The following is an 18,979-nucleotide window of genomic DNA, read 5'->3' as shown; positions in this document are numbered from 1 at the left end:
GCATCGGGGCACCCGACCGTAACCCGTCGGCAGCGGCCTCGGTCACACCCGCCGCAGGGCGAGCTCCAGGGTGATCAGGTACCGGCTGTGCACCTGCAGGTACAGCACCGGGCCGTCGTCGGGCTCCCGGTAGCCGAGCGCGGCCCAGTCCTGGTCGTGCCAGGCGTCCGGCTCGGGCGCGTGGTGGCTGCCGCCGACCGGGAACTCCAGGTACGGGAACGCCCGGGAGCCGAATGCGGCGGTCGCCCGGCCGGGGGTGAACAGCAGGCTGCCGCTGACGTACTCGGCGGGCCAGCCGGGCTTCTCGGAGCGGGCCGAGCACGGGATCCGCACCGGCAGGCCGGCGAGCAGCCTGCGGTGGGCCCGGCGGGCCCGGAGCGCGCGTACCGGGCCGTCGCCGCACAGCACGGCCAGCTCGCCCAGAATCTCCCACACCACGGCCTCCCCAAGATCGAATGTACTGGGGAGGACTCGCCGGGCAGGGGGCCGGTTGCCCGACCTTCGGCGCGTGTTCGATCGACGAAAGTGGACCGGGTGGGGCGCGGGCCGGGCCGGTAGAACGGCCGCAGACGTGGACGGACCCGCACTAGGGGGGAGAAGTGCGGGTCCGTCATCGGCACGTCCGGGCCCCCGGGGGGGGGTAGGGGCACTGGGGACGGCCGGTCTGTGGAGTTGTTCTCCGGGGGCTGCGGAGGGTCAGATACCCATCGGGTGCCAGACCGTCTTCGTCTCGAGGAACGAGAGCAGCCGCTCGGTGCCGGGCGCCTGGGTCCAGTCCTGGGTGGACGGGTCGAGCGCCGGGCGGATCACTCGCTTCAGAGTATCCGCGGCACCGGCCTCCAGCGCCGCCGCCGCGCCGGGACCTTCGGCGGCGATCGCGCCGGCCAGGTCCAGCCCGTTGACGTCCTGGTGGGTGGCCAGGGTCGGCGCGATGTCCGCGGTCTTCCCCGAGATGATGTTGACGACGCCACCGGGCAGGTCCGAGGTGGCCAGCACCTCGCCGAGCGAGAGCGCCGGCATCGGGGCGTCCGCGGCGGCCGCGACCACCACGGTGTTGCCCGCGGCGATCGCCGGGGCGATCACCTCGACCAGGCCGAGCAGCGAGTGCCCGTACCCGGTCTGCGGGGCCACGACGCCGATCACGCCGCTCGGCTCCGGGGTGGAGAGGTTGAAGAACGGCCCGGCGACCGGGTTGGCGCCGCCCGCGATCTGGGCGATCTTGTCCGTCCAGCCCGCGTACCAGACCCAGCGGTCGATCGCGGTGTCTACCAGCGCGGCGGCCTTCTTGGCACCGACGCCCTCGGCGGCGGCCACCTCGGCGGCGAACTGCTCGCGGCGGCCCTGGAGCATCTCGGCGACCCGGTACAGCACCTGGCCGCGGTTGTACGCGGTGGCGCCGGACCAGCCCTTGACGGCGGCCCGGGCCGCCAGCACGGCGTCCCGGGTGTCCTTGCGGGTGCCCAGCGGGGCGTTGCCGAGCCACTGGCCCTTGCTGTCGGTCACCTCGTACACCCGCCCGCTCTCGGAGCGCGGGAACTTCCCGCCGACGTACAGCTTGTAGGTCTTGAGGACGTCAAGACGCAGGGAGATGTCAGACATCGAGGTAGGCCTCCAGACCGTGCCGGCCACCCTCGCGGCCGTAGCCCGACTCCTTGTAGCCGCCGAACGGCGAGGTCGGGTCGAACTTGTTGAAGGTGTTGGCCCACACCACGCCGGCCCGCAGGCGGGACGCGGTCCACAGGATCCGCGAGCCCTTCTCGGTCCAGATGCCGGCCGACAGGCCGTACGGGGTGTTGTTGGCCTTCTCGACCGCCTCGGCGGGGGTACGGAAGGTCAGCACCGACAGCACCGGGCCGAAGATCTCCTCGCGGGCGATCCGGTGGGCCTGGGAGACGCCGGTGAACAGGGTCGGGCGGAACCAGAAACCGGTGCCGGGCAGGTCGCAGGAGGGCGACCAGCGCTCGGCGCCCTCGGCCTCGCCGGCGGCGGTCAGCTCGGTGATCCGGGCCAGCTGGGCGGCCGAGTTGATGGCGCCGATGTCGGTGTTCTTGTCCAGCGGGTCGCCGACCCGCAGGGTGTCCATCCGGCGCTTGAGGGCGTCCAGCAGCTCGTCCTGGATCGACTCCTGGACCAGCAGGCGCGAACCCGCGCAGCAGACGTGGCCCTGGTTGAAGAAGATGCCGTTGACGATGCCCTCGACCGCCTGGTCGATCGGCGCGTCGTCGAAGACGATGTTGGCGGCCTTGCCGCCGAGCTCCAGCGACAGCTTCTTGCGGCTGCCCGCCAGCTGCTTGGCGATCGCCCGGCCGACCGGGGTGGAGCCGGTGAAGGCCACCTTGCTGACGTCCGGGTGGGCGGTCAGCGCGGCGCCGGTGCGGCCGTCACCGGTGACGATGTTGACGACGCCCTTGGGCAGACCGGCCTGGCGGCAGATCTCGGCGAAGCGCAGCGCGGTCAGCGGGGTGGTCTCGGCCGGCTTGAGGACGACCGTGTTGCCGGTGGCCAGCGCCGGGGCGATCTTCCACGCCAGCATCAGCAGCGGGAAGTTCCACGGGATGACCTGGCCGGCCACGCCCAGCGGGCGCGGGTTGGCGCCGTAGCCGGCGAAGTCCAGCTTGTCGGCCCAGCCCGCGTAGTAGAAGAAGTGCGCGGCGACCAGCGGCAGGTCGACGTCGCGGGTCTCGCGGATCGGCTTGCCGTTGTCGATCGACTCCAGCACGGCCAGCTCGCGCGAGCGCTCCTGGATGATCCGGGCGATCCGGAACAGGTACTTGGCGCGCTCGCTGCCCGGCAGCGCCGACCAGTCCGTGAACGCCTTGCGGGCGGCGGCGACGGCGCGGTCCACGTCCTCGTCGGTGCCGTGCGCGAACTCGGCCAGCACCTGCTCGGTGGCCGGGTTGACGGTCTTCAGGGCCTCGCTGCCGCTGGAGTCGACGAACTCGCCGCCGATGAAGTGGCCGTAGGAGGTGGCGATGTCGCCGGCGGCGGCCGGGGACTCCGGCGCCGGGGCGTACTCGAACAGGCCGGCCTTGGCGGTGGCGACAGCCTGGGCCTGGGGCTCTTCGGTCTTCTTGTTCTTGGCCATGAGGGTCAGTCCACCGTCACGTAGTCGGGACCGGAGTACCGGCCGGTGGTCAGCTTCTGACGCTGCATCAGCAGGTCGTTGAGCAGGCTGGAGGCGCCGAAGCGGAACCAGTGCGGGGACAGCCAGTCGTCGCCGAGGGTCTCGTTGACCATGACGAGGTACTTCATGGCGTCCTTGGTGGTCTTGATGCCGCCGGCCGGCTTCACGCCGATCTGGACGCCGGTCGCCGCGCGGAAGTCGCGGACCGCCTCCAGCATCAGCAGGGTCACCGGGGGAGTCGCGTTGACGGCGACCTTGCCGGTGGAGGTCTTGATGAAGTCGGCGCCGGCCAGCATCGCGAGCCAGGAGGTGCGGCGCACGTTGTCGTACGTCTGGAGCTCGCCGGTCTCGAAGATCACCTTGAGGTGGGCGGCGGTGCCGTCGGGGCGCCTGCACGCCTCCTTGACGGCGGTGATCTCCTCGAACACCGACAGGTAGCGGCCGGAGAGGAAGGCTCCCCGGTCGATCACCATGTCGATCTCGTCGGCGCCGGCGGCGACCGCGTCGGCGGTGTCGGCCAGCTTCACCGGCAGTGCGGCGCGGCCCGCCGGGAAGGCGGTGGCGACCGAGGCGACCTGGATCGGCGTGCCGGCCAGGGTGGCCTTCGCGGTGGCGACCATGTCCGGGTAGACGCAGATCGCGGCCACCTGCGGGGTGCTCGGATCGGTGGGGTCGGGATTGCGGCCCTTGATGCAGAGTGAGCGCACCTTGCCGACCGTGTCCGCGCCTTCCAGCGTGGTCAGGTCGATCATCGAGATGGCCAGATCGATGGCGCGGGCCTTGGCCGTGGTCTTGATCGAACGGGTGCCGAGGGACGCGGCGCGGGCTTCCAGGCCGACCTGGTCGACGCCGGGCAGGCCGTGCAGGAAGCGGCGGAGCGATGCCTCGGACGCGGCGACGTCTGCGAGACCGCTGCCCGCAGCGCCTGGGGGTACCTCCCGGCCGTCAGGCCGGGGGAGGGCATTGGCTGCAAGAGTGGACATAGTCACCAGACCAGCATATCTACGCGCGTAGTCATGCGCTAGGGGCGGTGCCTTTCGATGCGGGACCGAGATCTGTCCCGAAGACCGAGCGGCGGGCGGCGCGGCGCCGGGAACATCGTGGCTGCGCCGAGCCGCGTCCGGGCACATCGGGGGGTGGGGATCCGTGAAGACCGCAGGGGTGCGGGAGCCGTGGAGAAGGGGCTCGCGCTCGTCCGGCGCCGGGCCGCCGGGTCGCCGGGCCGGGGCCGGTCGTGCTGCTAGGCGTCGCCGTGTACGTCGGCCGGCCGGCCGGCCCGGTCCGCGCACCTCGGGAACGGCGTCAGTGGCCGATCAGCACGCCGTCAGGCCGGGCCGGCAGTGTTGTCCTCGTGAACGGCACGGGAGACCGGGCCGGAAACAGGGAGAGGTGCCCGGAGTGGTTGATCGGGGGCCGGGGCTTCGGTCCCGGTCGGGTGGTTCTGCCCGCCTTCGCAGGTTCGAATCCTGCCCTCTCCGCCCTGCGTGCCGTGGCGACGGCGGCGTCGTGGCGAATGCGACCGGGCGCCGAGGTGCCGTCCGGTGACAATGATCGGGTGACCTCCGCAGAGCAGCCGCAGACCCCCGCGCCCCGCAAGAAGACCGGGCGCCGGCCCGGTGGCGCCGACACCCGCCGGACGGTGCTGGAGGCGGCCCGGGTCGAGTTCGCCGCGCGCGGGTACGAGAAGGCGAGCATGCGGGCGATCGCCCGGGCCGCCGGCGTGGACGCCGCGCTGCTGCACCACTACTTCGGGAGCAAGGACCGGCTCTTCCTGGCCGCGCTGGAGGTGCCGATCGACCCTCGCGTGGTGGTCGGGCAGGTGCTGGCGGGTGACCGGGCCACGGTCGGCGAACGGGTGGCGGGCTTCGTCCTGCAGCTCTGGGAGCAGCCCGAGACCCGGGACCGGATGCTCGCACTGCTGCGGACCGCCGCCACCAACGAGCAGGTGGCCCAGCTGATGCGGGGCTTCATGGCCACCGAGGTGGTCGCCCCGGCCGCCGTCGAACTGGACATCCCGCAGGCGGAGTTGCGGATCGAGCTGATGATGTCCCAGATCGTCGGGCTGGCCATGGCGCGGTATGTGATCGGTGTGGAGCCGCTGGCCTCGGCCGCGCCCGCCGAGCTGGCCCCGCTGCTGGCCCGCACCGTGCAGGGGTACCTCTCCGGCGGCTGAGCGCGCCGCGCCCCTTGACGGCCGCCTTCCGCCACGCAAAACTCATCACATGATGAATTCCATGGCGGCCGCGAGCCCAGCGGACCCCGCCGGCCCCGCGGACCCCGCGATCCGGATCACCGGCCTCACCGTCCGGCGGGGCGGCCGCCCCGTCCTGCACGGCCTCGACGTCGACGTCCCGCGCGGCTCGATCACCGGGCTGCTCGGCCCGAGCGGCTGCGGCAAGACCACCCTGCTGCGCTCGGTCGTCGGCGTGCAGCGCATCAGCGGCGGCGAGGTGCGGGTGCTCGGCGTCCCGGCCGGCAGTGCCGCGCTGCGCCACCGGGTCGGGTACGTCACCCAGGCGCCCTCCGTCTACAGCGACCTCACCGTCGCCGAGAACCTCCGCTACTTCGCCGCCGTGCTCGGCGCCCCCGCCGACGACCCGGCCCGGGTGATCGCACAGGTCGGTCTCGTCGGCCACGAGCACGACCTGGCCGCGCAGCTCTCCGGCGGCCAGAAGGCCCGGATCTCGCTCGCCGCCGCCCTGCTCGGCACCCCGGAACTGCTCATCCTGGACGAGCCCACGGTCGGCCTCGACCCCGTGCTGCGGCAGGACCTCTGGCAGCTCTTCCGTACCCTCGCCGACCTCGGGGCCACCCTGCTGGTCTCCAGCCACGTCATGGACGAGGCAACCCGATGCGACCGCCTGCTGCTGATGCGCGACGGCAGGCTCCTCGCCCACGACACCCCCGCCGAGCTGCTCCGGGCCACCGGCGCGGCCGACATCGACGCCGCCTTCCTCCGACTCGTCCAGGCCGCACCCGTGGAGATCCCCCGATGAACCTCCGGCGCACCCTCGCCACCGCCCGCCGGGTCCTCGGGCAGTTGCGCCACGACCCCCGCACCATCGCGATGCTGCTGGTCGTCCCCTGCGTGCTGCTGACCCTGCTGAAGTACATGTACGAGGGTCAGCCGGGTGCCTTCGACCGGATCGGCCCCGCACTGCTCGGGATCTTCCCGTTGCTGGTGATGTTCCTGGTCACCTCGGTCGCCATGCTCCGCGAGCGCACCACCGGCACGCTGGAACGCCTGCTCACCATGCCGATGGGCAGGCTCGACCTGCTGCTGGGCTACGGCCTGGCGTTCGGCGCCGTCGCCCTCGTCCAGGCCGCGCTGGCCTCCGCGCTCGCCCTCGGCCCGCTCGGGGTGGAGGTGGCCGGCCCGACCTGGCTGATCTTCGCGGTCGCGGTCGGCGACGGGCTGCTCGGGATGGCCCTCGGGCTGCTGGTCTCCGCCTTCGCCGCCACCGAGTTCCAGGCCGTGCAGTTCCTGCCCGCCGTGCTGCTGCCGCAGCTCCTGCTCTGCGGCCTGTTCGCGCCCCGCGACTCGATGGCCACCGCGCTGCGCTGGGCCTCCGACGCGCTGCCGCTCTCGTACGCCGTGGACGCGATGAACCGGCTCACCGGCACCCCCGGGGTCGGCGGTGCCGTGCTGGTGGACCTCGTCGTCATCGCCGGCGCGACCCTGCTCGCCCTCGGGCTCGGCGCGGCCACCCTCAGGCGCCGGACCGCCTGAGGCCGGCCGCGCCCGCCGCGGCACCGCACGGGAATCCGCAGATCCAGGCGGTTGCGACCCTAGGGATTCGAGGCACCCATGGTGCACAATCGCCCCCATGACCGAATCCGACGGCACGCCCCACCCGGGCTCCGCCGCCCCCGAGCCGCAGTACGCCGACCGGACCTACCGCTCCGTTCCCGGCATCATCTCCGGCGTCATGCTGCTCGCCGTGGCCGCCTGGCTGATCGGCGACGCAGTGCTCAACGGCACCGGCAAGACCCCGTGGGTCGCGCTCGCCGCCGCCCCGGTCTTCGCCTTCCCGGTGATCGCGTACACCCTGCGGCCCGTGGTCTACGCGAACGAGCGCCGGCTGCTGGTCCGCAACCCGCTGCGCACCGTCGAGGCGCCCTGGGCGGCCGTCGAGGGGCTGCGCGCCGGCTACTCGGTCGAACTTTTCGCCGGCGGCAAGAAGTACCAGGTCTGGGCCGTGCCGGTGTCGCTGCGCCAGCGCAAGCGGGCCAACCGGCAGGCGGCCCGGGCCGCCGCGGCGGGTGACCCGGTGATCTCCGGTGGCCACCCGCGGACGACCGGCGGCCGCAACACCAATCCGCTGGCCGGCCGGGCCGCCCGGACGGGGGCCGAGTCGGACCCGACCCGCGCCTGGTCGGACCAGGTGGTCGACTCGCTCCAGGAGCTGGCCGAGCGCAACGCGGGCCGCCCGGACGCGGCCGGCCCGGTCGACGTCCGCTGGTGCTGGTGGATCATCGCGCCGACCCTGGCCGGGCTGGTCGCCCTGGTGACGCTGATCGCCGTCGGCTGACCTGCACCGGCCGACCTGCCGCTCGGCCCGTTCCGGTCGCCCGGACAACGCCGTACCGGGGCTCGCCGATCTGCGGCGGTCGACGCTGCGTGGCCATGGCCGGTGGCCGGTGGCCCGTGGCCCATGGTCGGCGGTCGGCGGTCCGTGGTCCGTGGTCCGTGGTCCGGCCGGGTGGCGGGCGCGGGGCGGCCGGGAAAGGCGAGAGGGCGTTCCCCCGGTGGCAGCCGGGAGAACGCCCTCCGGGCGCAGCGGTGTCAGATGCCGGCCGCGGCCGCCAGGTCGCGCTTGACCGCGTCGAGCAGGGCGGCGGCCCGCTCGCGGGTGTCGGCGAGCGCGGCGGCGTCGGCCACCGTCAGGACGACCTCCAGATAGCACTTGATCTTGGGCTCGGTGCCGGAGGGGCGGACCACGATCCGGGCGGAGCGCACGCCCTCGCCCTCCAGGTAGTAGCGCAGGCCGTCGGTGGGCGGCAGATCGGCGGACCCGGCGGACAGGTCGTCGGCGCGGGTGACCCGCAGGCCGGCCAGCACGGTCGGCGGCTGCTCGCGCAGGCGCTGCATCGCGGCGGCGATCAGCGACAGGTCGTCGACGCGGGCGGAGAGCTGGTCGGTGGCGTGCAGGCCGTGCTCCAGCGCCAGGTCGTCCAGCAGGTCGGTGAGGGTGCGACCGCTCTGCTTGAGGGTCGCGGCCAGCTCGGCGACCAGCAGGGCGGCGGTGATGCCGTCCTTGTCGCGGACGCCGCTCGGGTCGACGCAGTAGCCGAGCGCCTCCTCGTAGCCGTAGCGCAGGCCGTCGGCCCGGGCGATCCACTTGAAGCCGGTCAGCGTCTCGGTGTAGTCGAGCCCGGCCGCGGCGGCGATCCGGCCGAGCAGGGTGGAGGAGACGATGGTGGTGGCGAAGGTGCCGGCGGCGTGCTTGGCGACCAGCGCGGAGCCGAGCAGGGCGCCCACGTCGTCGCCGCGGAGCATCCGCCAGCCGCCGTTGCCCTGGTCGGGCACGGCCACCGCGCAGCGGTCCGCGTCGGGGTCGTTGGCGATCACGATGTCGGGGCGGGCCGCGGCGGCGGTGCGGAACGCGAGGTCCATCGCGCCCGGCTCCTCCGGGTTGGGGAAGGCCACGGTGGGGAAGTCCGGGTCCGGCTCGGCCTGTTCGGCGACCACGGTCGGGGCCGGGAAGCCCGCCAGCTTGAACGCGGACACCAGGACGTCCCGGCCGACGCCGTGCAGCGGGGTGTAGACCACGTCCAGGTCGCGCGGGCTGCTCGGGTCGACGGTGGAGACGGCCCGGGCCAGGTACGCCTCGATCACGTCCTCGCCGAGCACCTCCCAGCCGGACTCGGCGCGCGGGACCTCGTCGAGCGAGCCGATGGCGTCGATCTCGGCGGCGATGCCGAGGTCGGCGGGCGGCACGATCTGCGAACCGTCGCCGAGGTAGACCTTGTAGCCGTTGTCCTGCGGCGGGTTGTGGCTCGCGGTGACGGTGACACCGGCGGCGGCGCCCAGGTGCTGGATGGCGAAGGCCAGGACGGGGGTCGGCAGCGCGCGCGGCAGCAGGGCGGCGCGCAGGCCCGCGCCGACCATCACGGCGGCGGTGTCCAGGGCGAAGTCGTACGACTTGTGGCGGGCGTCGTAGCCGATGACCACCAGGTCGCCGAGCTGCTCCTTGCGGACGTAGGCGGCGAGGCCGGCGGCGGCCCGGATCACCACGGCGCGGTTCATCCGCATCGGGCCGGCACCGAGCTCCCCGCGCAGGCCGGCGGTGCCGAACTGCAGGCGGTCGGCGAACCGCTCGCTGAGCTGGGACCACGCGATCCGTTCGCCGGACTCGGCGTCGGGGCCCTCGGCGGCGGCCAGCAGCGCGGAGAGTTCCTCGCGGGTCTGCGGGTCCGGGTCCTCGGCGAGCCAGGCCCGGACTCGGGCCATGAGGTCGGTGGTGGGGGCCTGAGGCATGGGGTGCCAGCTCCTCTGGAGGTTGATGTGAATGGGGGGCCGCCGGGCCGATGACGGATGACAGATATCAAAATCTGTCATCCGTCATCGGCTCGACGGCCCCTGCCTACTGATTCTGCGTCAGCGGACGCTCAGATCCGCTCAAGGACCTTCCCCAGCAGCGCGCCCATCCGCTCGGCCGAGGCCTTGCCGGCCTCCAGGACCTCTGCGTGGTTCAGCGGCTCACCGGTCATGCCCGCGGCCAGGTTGGTGACCAGCGAGATGCCCAGCACCTCGGCGCCGGCCTCGCGGGCGGCGATGGCCTCCAGGGTGGTGGACATGCCGACCAGCTCGCCGCCGATCACCCGGGCCATGTGGACCTCGGCCGGGGTCTCGTAGTGCGGGCCGCGGAACTGCACGTACACGGCCTCGTCCAGGCTCGGGTCGACCTCGCGGCACAGCTCGCGCAGCCGCTTGGAGTAGAGGTCGGTGAGGTCCACGAAGTTGGCGCCGACGATCGGCGAGTCCGCGGTGAGGTTGATGTGGTCGCTGATCAGCACCGGTTGGCCGGGGATCCAGCCCTGGCGGAGACCGCCACAGCCGTTGGTCAGCACCACGGTCTTGCAGCCGGCGGCGGCGGCGGTGCGGACGCCGTGCACCACGGTGGCCACGCCGTAGCCCTCGTAGTAGTGGTTGCGGCCCAGGAAGATCAGGGCGCGCTTCTCGGCCGAGCCCTCGCTGCCCGGGATCCGGACGGACCGGATCTTGCCGGCGTGGCCGGCGACCGAGGGGGCGGGGAAGCCGGGGAGGTCGGTGACCGGGAACTCGGCCACGGTCTCACCCAGTGCGTCGGCGGCCGGCACCCAGCCGGAGCCCATCACCAGGGCGACGTCGTGGCGCTCGGCACCGGTCAGCTCGCGCAGGCGCTCGGCGGCGTCCTGGGCGGCGGCGTAGGGGTCGGCAGAGACGACCGACTGAGGAGATACGTTCACAGCACCGAGAATAGACGCGAATCGCCTACGCGCGTAGACAAACGCGCCAAGGCTTGCCGGATCGTTACCCGGATGACCCAAAACGACAGGTCGGGGCCGGATCGCGCCCCCTCCGGCTGGAGCAACCTCCGACCCGCGCCCCGGTGAGTCCCGCTCGGCGGGCCCGCACCCTCGTACGCGTCACTCGGCGGCGCTCCGCGTGGTGCGCGAGGTCCGGGAGGTCCGGGAGCCGGGTCGGGCACACCGGTGTCGGCGTCCGTGGACGGCGCACCGCGGATCCGGTCGGCGCCCTGGCGGCGTACCGGCCTGCGCCGACCTCGGCGGGCCGCGACCGGGGCCCCGGGCTCCTGGCGTCCCGGCGCCGGCCTGCTGATGCTCCGCTGCCGGCCCGCTGCCGGCTCCTTCCGGGCCTAGCAGGGCCGCCGGCGGAGGTCCGACACGTAGTCGTCCGGCGCTCCGGCGCTCTCCGCGGCGTCCGCGATCAGGCCGAGGTAGCGCGCGGCGGGCAGGCCGCCCTCGTAGTCGTTGAGCACGTACGTCCAGACCGGCACCTCGCCGTCCAGGCTCTGCGCCCGGAGCCGGATCTTGCGGTAGATGCCCAGCTGGACGCCCTCCCAGCGGTCCAGCCCTTCCTCGTCCATCGGCGCCACGTCGTAGAGCGAGACGAAGACCTGGTCCTTCTCGTCCTCGACGACGGTGGCCAGCGAGCCCTCCCAGCCGAGGTGCTCGCCGCCGAAGGTCAGCCGCCAGCCGGTCAGCCAGCCGGTGCCGCGCAGCGGGGAGTGCGGGGCGCGCCGGCTCATCTGCCGGGCGTCGAGGTTCGTGGCGTACGCGGCGTAGAGCGACATGGTCGTCAGCCTACGGGAGATCACCCCTGGGTCACGGCCCGGGAGTGGCCACCGTCACATCCGGCGCGCGCCGGGCGGATTCAACGCCCCCGGCGTGGCGCCGGTTCCGGCATGCGGGAGAATGGGTCACGTGACTCGGATCGTGATCATCGGTGGCGGACCCGGCGGATACGAGGCGGCCCTGGTGGCCGCCCAGCTCGGCGCGGAGGTGACCGTTGTCGACCGCGACGGTCTGGGTGGATCGGCGGTACTCACGGACTGCGTGCCGTCCAAGACCCTGATCGCCACGGCCGAGGTGATGACCACCTTCGACAGCTCCTACGAGGAGCTCGGCATCATCGTCGCCGACGACACCCCGCCGCTGGAGCGCGCGGCCCGGGTGGTCGGCGTGGACCTCGGCAAGGTCAACCGACGGGTGAAGCGGCTGGCTATCGCCCAGTCGCACGACATCACCCAGGCCGTGACCCGGGCCGGTGTCACCGTGCTGCGCGGCCGGGGCCGGCTGGGCGCCGGCGGCCAGGGCGCGGACGGCTCCCGCGAGGTCCTGGTCGACCGCGAGGACGGCAGCACCGAGTCCGTGCGCGCCGACGCCGTGCTGATCGCCACCGGGGTGCGCCCGCGCGAGCTGCCCGAGGCCCAGCCGGACGGCGAGCGGATCCTCAGCTGGACGCAGGTCTACGACCTGGAGGAGCTGCCGCAGGAGCTGATCGTGGTCGGTTCCGGTGTCACGGGCGCCGAGTTCGCCGGTGCCTACCAGGCGCTCGGCTCCCGGGTCACCCTGGTCTCCTCCCGCGACCGGGTGCTGCCCGGCGAGGACCCGGACGCCGCCGAGGTGCTGGAGGAGGTCTTCCGCCGCCGCGGCATGAACGTGATGAGCCGCTCCCGCGCGGAGACCGCCAAGCGCGTCGGCGACCAGGTCGAGGTGACACTGGCGGACGGCCGGGTGATCAACGGTACGCACTGTCTGATGGCGGTCGGCTCGATCCCCAACACCTCCGGCATGGGCCTGGAGGAGGCGGGGGTCAAGCTCAACGACTGGGGCCAGATCAAGGTCGACCGGGTCTCCCGGACGTCCGCGCCGGGTGTGTACGCGGCCGGTGACTGCACCGGTGTCTTCATGCTCGCCTCGGTCGCCGCCATGCAGGGCCGGATCGCGATGTACCACGCGCTCGGCGACGCGGTGCAGCCGCTGAACCTGAAGACGGTGGCCTCCAACGTCTTCACCGACCCGGAGATCGCGACCGTCGGCTACACCGCCGCCGACGTCTCCTGCGGGAAGATGGACGCCGTCGAGGTCAAGCTGCCGCTGCGGGGCAACCCGCGGGCCAAGATGCAGGGCATCCGGGACGGCTTCGTGAAGCTGTTCTGCCGCCCCGGCACCGGCATCGTGGTGGGCGGTGTGGTGGTGTCGCCGCGCGCCAGCGAACTCATTCACTCGATCTCGCTCGCGGTGGACAACAACTTGACGGTCGAACAGGTGGCCAGCGCGTTCACCGTCTACCCGTCGCTCTCCGGATCCACCGCCGAGGCCGCCCGGCAGCTGCACATCCGCAAGCGCGAGGACCCGGACTCCTGACCCGCGCAGTCCAGTTGAGGCGGCCGCCGGTGGTGGCCGCCTCGGCCGTTCCCGGCTGATCCCACCCGCGCGGCGGAGCGCGTGCGCCGGTGGACAGCGGCGCACATTGTACGGTCGTGCGCTGGGCCGACGTGAGCAATTCCCGTTACCAGCTGCAAACGCCTGAAAGCAGACGGTCATTCAGTTACCGTCGGTTCTGTGTTTGCAGCAGAACGTCGCCAGTTGATCCTTGAGATGGTGCGCGCCAACGGAGCGGTCTCGCTCCGCGAACTGGCCCGCGTCGTCCAGACCTCCGAAGTCACCGTCCGCCGGGACGTCCGGGCGCTGGAGGCCGAAGGGCTGCTCGACCGCCGGCACGGCGGCGCGGTGCTCCCCGGCGGCTTCAGCCGGGAGCCCGGCTATCCGCAGAAGACCCATCTCGCCGCCGCCGAGAAGAGCGCCATCGCCGACCTGGCCGCAGGCCTGGTCGAGGAGGGCGACGCGGTGGTGGTCGGCGCGGGCACCACCACGCAGGAACTGGCCCGCCGGCTGGCCCGGGTGCCGGGCCTGACGGTGGTCACCAACTCCCTGCTGGTCGCCCAGGCGCTCGCGCACGCCAACCGGGTGGAGGTGGTGATGACCGGTGGCACCCTGCGGGGCTCCAACTACGCCCTCGTGGGCAGTGGGGCCGAGCAGTCCCTGCACGGGCTGCGGGTCTCCAAGGCCTTCATCTCCGGCAGCGGCCTGACCGCCGAGCGCGGCCTGTCCACCACCAACATGCTCTCCGCCAGCGTGGACCGCGCCCTGGTCCAGGCCGCCGCCGAGGTGATCGTGCTGGCGGACCACACCAAGCTCGGGTCGGACACCATGTTCCAGACGGTGCCGACCGAGGCGATCACGCACCTGGTGACGGACGAGCAGTCCGCCGCCGAGGACGCGACCGCCTGCGAGCTGAGCGCGCTGGCCGACTGCGGGGTGCGGATCTCGGTCGCCCCGACCGGGCTCCCGGCCGAGCCGCCGGTGCACGGCGGTCAGGACCGGCACCAGCAGCTGTCCGGCCCCGCCGTCCCGCGCCGGGTCGCCCCGCCGCCCGGCGGAGCCCCCCTGCCGGGCCAGCGGCGGCCCGGGGCGCACAGCGGCCCGCCGGGCCAGCTGCCCACCCGGCTCGCCGAGTTGGGCGGGCCCAGGGTCCGCTGAGTGCCGCTGCGGACCCTGGGCGCCGGCGCCGGTCCGGTACGGGCGCCGGCCGGTGGCTCAGGAGCCGCTCGCGGCCTCCGCCGCCAGCTCGCGGCCGGCCCGCCGGCGCTGCACGATCGGCGCGGCGGCCAGCACGATCGCCGCCGCGACCAGGGAGAGGTACATCTGCTTGCGGCCGTCCTCGGTGGTGAACATGTACGCCATCACGAAGCCGATCAGGCCGATGGTGGCCCAGGTCAGGTACGGGTAGAGCCACATCCGCACGGTCAGCCGCTCCGGCGACTCACGCTCGATGATCTTCCGCATCCGCAGCTGGGACAGGCAGATCACGACCCAGACGAACAGCGCGACCGCGCCCGAGGAGTTCAGCAGGAACTGGAACACGGTGTTCGGCGAGGTGTAGTTGAAGAACACCGCGACGAAGCCGAAGACCACCGAGGCCAGGATCGCCGTGGTCGGCACGCCGCGGCTGCTGACCTTGGCGAAGGCGGCGGGCGCGTCGCCCCGGCGGCCGAGCGAGAAGGCCATCCGGGAGGCCGTGTACAGGCCGGAGTTGAGGCAGGACAGCACGGCGGTCAGCACGATGACGTCCATCACGCGGCCCGCGCCGGGGATGCCGACGTGCTCCAGTACCGCCACGTACGGGCTGCCCTTGACGGCGGCGGAGTCCCAGGGCAGCAGGGTGACCACGATGGCGATCGAGCCCAGGTAGAAGATCCCGATCCGCCAGATCACGCTGTTGGTGGCCTTGCTGACGGCCTTCTCGGGGTCGGCGGACTCGCCGGCGGCCAGGGTGACGATCTCGCTGCCCATGAAGGCGAAGACCACGGTCAGCATGCCGGTGAAGACCGCGCCCACGCCGTGCGGCAGGAAGCCGCCGTTGTGGCCGACCAGGTTGGTGGTGCCGACCGCGTGCGTGCCGGGCAGCAGGCCGAACACGGCCAGGGTGCCGATCACGATGAAGGCCGCGATGGCCACCACCTTGATGCCGGCGAACCAGAACTCGAACTCGCCGTACGAGGCGACCGAGAAGAGGTTGGTCGCGGTGAGCACGGCCATCACCAGCAGGGCGAAGGCCCACTGCGGTACGCCGGGCATCCAGCCGTTGAGGATCTTGGCGCCGGCGGTGGCCTCCACGGCCAGCACGACGACCCAGAAGAACCAGTACAGCCAGCCGATCGAGAAACCGGCCCAGCGGCCCAGCGCCCGGTCCGCGTACGCGGAGAAGGAGCCGCTCTGCGGGTCCGCGGCGGCCATCTCGCCGAGCATCCGCATCACCATGACGACCAGCACGCCGGCCAGGGCGTAGGAGAGCAGGATGCCCGGGCCGGTCGAGGCGATGCCGGCGCCGGAGCCGACGAACAGGCCGGCGCCGATCACGCCGCCGATGGCGATCATCGACAGGTGGCGGTTCTTGAGTCCGGCCTGGAGGTTGCCGTCGGAGTTGCCGTCGGCGGCCTCGGGGCCGGTCCTGGTGCGCTGGGTGGTGTCCGCGCTCATAGGAGGTAGTGCCTTCCCCGCGTGAGGCCGGACCCTCGGCCACTGCTGCCGGAGGGATGTGGGGACGGAATCACGCGATTCGGGCAAACTAGCGGCTACGTCCGGGTATCGGAATCCCCATCACCGAAAACCGACGAGTACCACGCACTCGTCACACCGTCGAGTCACTGTCGTGACCTCGTCATCGACTGTCAGAAACCGTGCCGAGGGGGCCGGGCGGGAACGGCGGGAACGGGCGGGAACGGGCGGGAACGGCCCGGAAGGTGCGCCGGCCTGGAACGCGAACCGGCCCGCGGGCCCCCGGGAGGGGCGCACGGGCCGGTCCACGGCACTGACCGGAGGTCAGTCCTTGATCTCGCAGAGCGCGGCGCCGCTGCTGACGCTGGCGCCCACCTCGGCCTTGAGGCCGACGACGGTGCCGGCCTTGTGCGCGTTGAGCGGCTGCTCCATCTTCATCGCCTCCAGGACGACGATCAGCTCGCCCTCGGCGACCGTCTGGCCCTCCGTCACGGCGACCTTGACGATGGTGCCCTGCATGGGCGAGGCCAGCGTGTCGCCGCTGACCGCCGAGCCGGCCTTCTTGGCACCGGCGCGGCGCTTGGTCTTGGCCGCGGCACCGCCCGCCGCCGGGGCGGCGGAGACGCCCAGCGAGGAGGGCAGCGAGACCTCGATCCGCTTGCCGCCGACCTCGACCACCACGGTCTCCCGCTGGTCCGCCTCCTCGGCGTCCCCGCCCGCGCCGGTGAAGGCCGGGATGGTGTTGTCGAACTCGGTCTCGATCCAGCGGGTGAAGACCTTGAACGCCTCGTCGCTGCCGTGCACCTCCGGCGCGAACGCCGGGTCGGTGACGACCGCCTGGTGGAACGGGATGGCGGTGGCCATGCCCTCGACCTTGAACTCGGCCAGGGCCCGGGCGGAGCGCTGCAGCGCCTGCTTGCGGGTGGCGCCGGTGACGATCAGCTTGGCCAGCAGGGAGTCCCAGGCCGGGCCGATGACCGAGCCGGTCTCCACGCCCGCGTCCAGCCGCACGCCCGGGCCGGACGGCGGGGCGAACAGCGTCACGGTGCCGGGGGCCGGCAGGAAGTTGCGGCCCGGGTCCTCGCCGTTGATCCGGAACTCGATCGAGTGACCGCGGATCTCCGGGTCGTCGTAGCCGAGCTCCTCGCCGTCCGCGATCCGGAACATCTCGCGGACCAGGTCGATGCCGGTGACCTCCTCGGAGACCGGGTGCTCGACCTGCAGACGGGTGTTGACCTCCAGGAAGGAGATCAGCCCGTCCTGGGAGACCAGGAACTCGCAGGTGCCGGCGCCGACATAGCCCGCCTCGCGCAGGATCGCCTTGGACGCGCGGTACAGCTCGGCGTTCTGCTCGGCGGTGAGGAACGGCGCGGGGGCCTCCTCGACCAGCTTCTGGTGGCGCCGCTGGAGCGAGCAGTCACGGGTCGAGACGACCACCACGTTGCCGTGCTGGTCGGCCAGGCACTGGGTCTCCACGTGCCGCGGGTTGTCCAGGTACTGCTCGACGAAGCACTCGCCGCGGCCGAAGGCGGCGACCGCCTCGCGGACCGCCGACTCGAACAGCTCCGGGATCTCCTCCAGGGTGCGGGCGACCTTGAGGCCGCGGCCGCCACCGCCGAAGGCCGCCTTGATGGCGACCGGCAGGCCGTGCTCCCGGGCGAACGCGACGACCTCGTCGGCGCCGCCGACCGGCTCCGGCGTGCCCGCGACCAGCGGCGCCCCCGCCCGCTGGGCGACGTGCCGGGCGGTGACCTTGTCACCGAGGTCGCGGATGGCCTGCGGCGGCGGGCCGATCCAGGTCAGACCCGCGTCCAGGACGGCCTGGGCGAACTCGGCGTTCTCGGACAGGAAGCCGTAGCCCGGGTGGACGGCGTCCGCGCCCGAGTCTGCGGCGGCCTTGAGGACCTTGGCGATGTCCAGGTAGCTGGTGGCCGGGGTGTCGCCGCCGAGCGCGTAGGCCTCGTCGGCCGCGCGGACGTGCAGCGCGTCCCGGTCCGGCTCGGCGTACACGGCGACGCTGGCGATACCGGAGTCCCGGCAGGCCCGGGCGACCCGGACGGCGATTTCTCCGCGGTTGGCGATGAGCACCTTGCGCACTGTGGCTCCCTTCTTGAACCTCGTTGAGTCTAGGGATTGCATGGTCGTACCGGCGAGTAGCCCCAGGTGGTGAGCTAGCCCACGCGGAGCGTGACGCGATTCCGTGATCATCTGCTCACGGAGCGGGACACCTCGCTGGTGGCGACGTTACGCGGGCCCGTAGAGCGGAGCCCGCGGGCGGCTCGAGCCGCGCGGCGGCAGGTGTGGTCTTGGCCACATGAGGGCGGGTCAGGCGGCCACCGGGGCGGTCCGGGTGGTCGCGGCCGCGGTGACGTCCGCGGCGAGCTCGACCACGTCCGGGCCGTACGCCCGGGCGTTGACCACGCGCAGGACGAGCGCGAACGTGCCGTCCTTGCCGTGGCGGCGGGCCAGGGCGCGGTGGTTGGCCACCAGGTGGCGCACCGCCGCGTGGTTGGAGGTGGCGGTCTGGCCGGCTATCAGGAACACCGGACGGCTGCCGGGCTGCGGGTGCAGCCGTGCCAGCAGGACGTACGTCTGCCCGCCGGGCGACGCGTCCGGGTGCACGTAGGCGAACTCGCGCTCTCCCACCGTGATGGTGGTGTCGCCGAACGGGCCGTCCGGGTTCTGCACCGCGAAGTCGACCCCGGGCAGCCAGGAGGCCAGGTGGGCCGCGGTGCGGGTGTTGCTGGCCGGGCCGCCGAGACAGAACTCCGACTTGCCGCCGAGCCCCTGCCGGACCTGGTCGTGCGCCACGATCTCGGCGTGCGCGCCGCACTCCTTGACCAGCGCGGACAGCTCCATCAGCGCGTACACGTCGTTGCGCGACACGCTCTTGGAGCTGTGCGAGGCGGCGTGGTGGTTGACCACCAGCAGGCACTCGGTGCCGTCGGGCATCCCGAAGAACTCCCGGACCCGGCCGAGCCGGCGCCGGCGCCGCACGCTCTGCGCGAGCCAGCCGAGACCGGCACTGATGGCGCTGGCGACCAGGCCGAGCACCACGTTCAGCACGCTGTCTGTCATCCCTGCGCCTCCTTCCGGTCCACGGCTGCGCCAGCCTAGCGGCGCGGGCGGCCCCGGGTCGGTGGGTCACTGCGACAGATGTACGGGGCCGGTTCTGTCCGTATCCGCAACGGGAAACCGGAGGCATGTGCTCCGGAAGGGCCGTGCCTCAACCGTAATGGTCCAGACCATTGACGCTTCGTCGCCCCGCTCCCTAGCGTGCACGGC

16 protein-coding genes and 1 tRNA gene are annotated in these 18,979 nt (G+C 72.9%); 7 read left to right on the top strand and 10 right to left on the bottom strand.

Annotated elements, in window-relative coordinates; translation table 11 throughout:
• Positions 1–42: 42 nt before the first annotated feature.
• The 4 genes from OG871_RS15875 to deoC form a co-directional block, all read right to left on the bottom strand.
• The gene (locus OG871_RS15875) at positions 43–435 is read right to left on the bottom strand and encodes a hypothetical protein (protein WP_371497432.1); all 393 of its coding nucleotides are present in this window, start codon (positions 433–435) and stop codon (positions 43–45) included.
• Between the two features lie 261 nt (positions 436–696).
• Entirely contained in the window at positions 697–1,599 is a 903-nt protein-coding gene (locus OG871_RS15870) for an aldehyde dehydrogenase family protein (protein ID WP_371497431.1), read from the bottom strand.
• The gene (locus OG871_RS15865) at positions 1,592–3,085 is read right to left on the bottom strand and encodes an aldehyde dehydrogenase family protein (RefSeq protein ID WP_371497430.1); all 1,494 of its coding nucleotides are present in this window, start codon (positions 3,083–3,085) and stop codon (positions 1,592–1,594) included. The genes OG871_RS15870 and OG871_RS15865 overlap by 8 nt, the downstream gene beginning before the upstream one ends.
• Before the next feature lie 5 nt (positions 3,086–3,090).
• A complete protein-coding gene (gene deoC, locus OG871_RS15860) occupies positions 3,091–4,107 on the bottom strand; it encodes a deoxyribose-phosphate aldolase (RefSeq protein WP_371497429.1) in 1,017 nt (338 codons plus the stop codon).
• Positions 4,108–4,507: 400 nt separating this feature from the next.
• Here deoC and OG871_RS15855 point away from each other — a divergent pair.
• The 5 genes from OG871_RS15855 to OG871_RS15835 all read left to right on the top strand — a co-directional run bounded on the left by OG871_RS15855 (position 4,508) and on the right by OG871_RS15835 (position 7,656).
• Positions 4,508–4,602, top strand: a tRNA-Arg gene (locus OG871_RS15855).
• A gap of 77 nt (positions 4,603–4,679) precedes the next feature.
• Complete coding sequence (locus OG871_RS15850) at positions 4,680–5,297, top strand: TetR family transcriptional regulator (RefSeq protein WP_371497428.1); 618 nt, start codon at positions 4,680–4,682, stop codon at positions 5,295–5,297.
• Between the two features lie 49 nt (positions 5,298–5,346).
• Positions 5,347–6,120 carry an ABC transporter ATP-binding protein gene (locus tag OG871_RS15845; protein WP_371497427.1) on the top strand — a complete coding sequence of 258 codons (774 nt, stop codon included), beginning with the start codon at positions 5,347–5,349 and terminating at the stop codon, positions 6,118–6,120.
• Positions 6,117–6,854 (top strand): ABC transporter permease, encoded by a 738-nt coding sequence (locus tag OG871_RS15840; protein WP_371497426.1) that lies wholly within the window; start codon positions 6,117–6,119, stop codon positions 6,852–6,854. Before OG871_RS15845 ends, OG871_RS15840 begins: the two co-directional genes overlap by 4 nt.
• A 97-nt stretch (positions 6,855–6,951) precedes the next feature.
• Positions 6,952–7,656: a PH domain-containing protein gene (locus tag OG871_RS15835; protein WP_371497425.1), complete on the top strand. Its 705-nt coding sequence runs from the start codon at positions 6,952–6,954 to the stop codon at positions 7,654–7,656.
• Positions 7,657–7,910: 254 nt separating this feature from the next.
• Here the strand turns inward: OG871_RS15835 and OG871_RS15830 are convergent, their stop codons facing one another.
• The 3 genes from OG871_RS15830 to OG871_RS15820 all read right to left on the bottom strand — a co-directional run bounded on the left by OG871_RS15830 (position 7,911) and on the right by OG871_RS15820 (position 11,424).
• Positions 7,911–9,605: a phospho-sugar mutase gene (locus OG871_RS15830; RefSeq protein ID WP_371497424.1), complete on the bottom strand. Its 1,695-nt coding sequence runs from the start codon at positions 9,603–9,605 to the stop codon at positions 7,911–7,913.
• Positions 9,606–9,736: 131 nt separating this feature from the next.
• On the bottom strand, positions 9,737–10,576 hold the full coding sequence (locus OG871_RS15825) for a purine-nucleoside phosphorylase (protein ID WP_371497423.1): 840 nt from the start codon (positions 10,574–10,576) through the stop codon (positions 9,737–9,739).
• Between the two features lie 410 nt (positions 10,577–10,986).
• A complete protein-coding gene (locus tag OG871_RS15820; RefSeq protein ID WP_371497422.1) occupies positions 10,987–11,424 on the bottom strand; it encodes a gamma-glutamylcyclotransferase in 438 nt (145 codons plus the stop codon).
• A gap of 121 nt (positions 11,425–11,545) precedes the next feature.
• On the opposite strand from OG871_RS15820, the gene OG871_RS15815 reads away from it, so the two are divergent.
• Together OG871_RS15815 and OG871_RS15810 are read left to right on the top strand one after the other, a co-directional pair.
• Entirely contained in the window at positions 11,546–13,000 is a 1,455-nt protein-coding gene (locus OG871_RS15815) for an NAD(P)H-quinone dehydrogenase (RefSeq protein ID WP_371497421.1), read from the top strand.
• Positions 13,001–13,234: 234 nt separating this feature from the next.
• Positions 13,235–14,176, top strand: a complete 942-nt coding sequence (locus tag OG871_RS15810) for a DeoR/GlpR family DNA-binding transcription regulator (protein ID WP_371503326.1) — start codon at positions 13,235–13,237, stop codon at positions 14,174–14,176.
• 57 nt (positions 14,177–14,233) lie between these two features.
• Here the strand turns inward: OG871_RS15810 and OG871_RS15805 are convergent, their stop codons facing one another.
• From OG871_RS15805 to OG871_RS15795, 3 genes are all read right to left on the bottom strand, one after another.
• The gene (locus tag OG871_RS15805) at positions 14,234–15,676 is read right to left on the bottom strand and encodes an amino acid permease (protein ID WP_371497420.1); all 1,443 of its coding nucleotides are present in this window, start codon (positions 15,674–15,676) and stop codon (positions 14,234–14,236) included.
• 342 nt (positions 15,677–16,018) lie between these two features.
• A complete protein-coding gene (locus tag OG871_RS15800) occupies positions 16,019–17,791 on the bottom strand; it encodes a biotin carboxylase N-terminal domain-containing protein (protein ID WP_371497418.1) in 1,773 nt (590 codons plus the stop codon).
• Between the two features lie 228 nt (positions 17,792–18,019).
• Complete coding sequence (locus tag OG871_RS15795; protein WP_371497417.1) at positions 18,020–18,772, bottom strand: hypothetical protein; 753 nt, start codon at positions 18,770–18,772, stop codon at positions 18,020–18,022.
• Between the last annotated feature and the right edge of the window lie 207 nt (positions 18,773–18,979).

This window comes from Kitasatospora sp. NBC_00374 (genome assembly GCF_041434935.1).
Taxonomy (GTDB): Bacteria; Actinomycetota; Actinomycetes; order Streptomycetales; family Streptomycetaceae; genus Kitasatospora.
Note: the sequence above shows the minus strand (reverse complement) of the source record. Positions and strands in the feature narration are given on the sequence as shown.

What these genes read in the sequence shown, in the direction of transcription:
- OG871_RS15870 (WP_371497431.1), bottom strand. Translation starts at nt 1,599, where the DNA reads ATGTCTGACATCTCCCTGCGTCTTGACGTCCTCAAGACCTACAAGCTG.
- OG871_RS15865 (WP_371497430.1), bottom strand. Translation starts at nt 3,085, where the DNA reads ATGGCCAAGAACAAGAAGACCGAAGAGCCCCAGGCCCAGGCTGTCGCC.
- deoC (WP_371497429.1), bottom strand. Translation starts at nt 4,107, where the DNA reads ATGTCCACTCTTGCAGCCAATGCCCTCCCCCGGCCTGACGGCCGGGAG.
- OG871_RS15845 (WP_371497427.1), top strand. Translation starts at nt 5,347, where the DNA reads ATGATGAATTCCATGGCGGCCGCGAGCCCAGCGGACCCCGCCGGCCCC.
- OG871_RS15840 (WP_371497426.1), top strand. Translation starts at nt 6,117, where the DNA reads ATGAACCTCCGGCGCACCCTCGCCACCGCCCGCCGGGTCCTCGGGCAG.
- OG871_RS15835 (WP_371497425.1), top strand. Translation starts at nt 6,952, where the DNA reads ATGACCGAATCCGACGGCACGCCCCACCCGGGCTCCGCCGCCCCCGAG.
- OG871_RS15830 (WP_371497424.1), bottom strand. Translation starts at nt 9,605, where the DNA reads ATGCCTCAGGCCCCCACCACCGACCTCATGGCCCGAGTCCGGGCCTGG.
- OG871_RS15820 (WP_371497422.1), bottom strand. Translation starts at nt 11,424, where the DNA reads ATGTCGCTCTACGCCGCGTACGCCACGAACCTCGACGCCCGGCAGATG.
- OG871_RS15815 (WP_371497421.1), top strand. Translation starts at nt 11,546, where the DNA reads ATGGGTCACGTGACTCGGATCGTGATCATCGGTGGCGGACCCGGCGGA.
- OG871_RS15810 (WP_371503326.1), top strand. Translation starts at nt 13,235, where the DNA reads ATGGTGCGCGCCAACGGAGCGGTCTCGCTCCGCGAACTGGCCCGCGTC.
- OG871_RS15805 (WP_371497420.1), bottom strand. Translation starts at nt 15,676, where the DNA reads ATGAGCGCGGACACCACCCAGCGCACCAGGACCGGCCCCGAGGCCGCC.
- OG871_RS15795 (WP_371497417.1), bottom strand. Translation starts at nt 18,772, where the DNA reads ATGACAGACAGCGTGCTGAACGTGGTGCTCGGCCTGGTCGCCAGCGCC.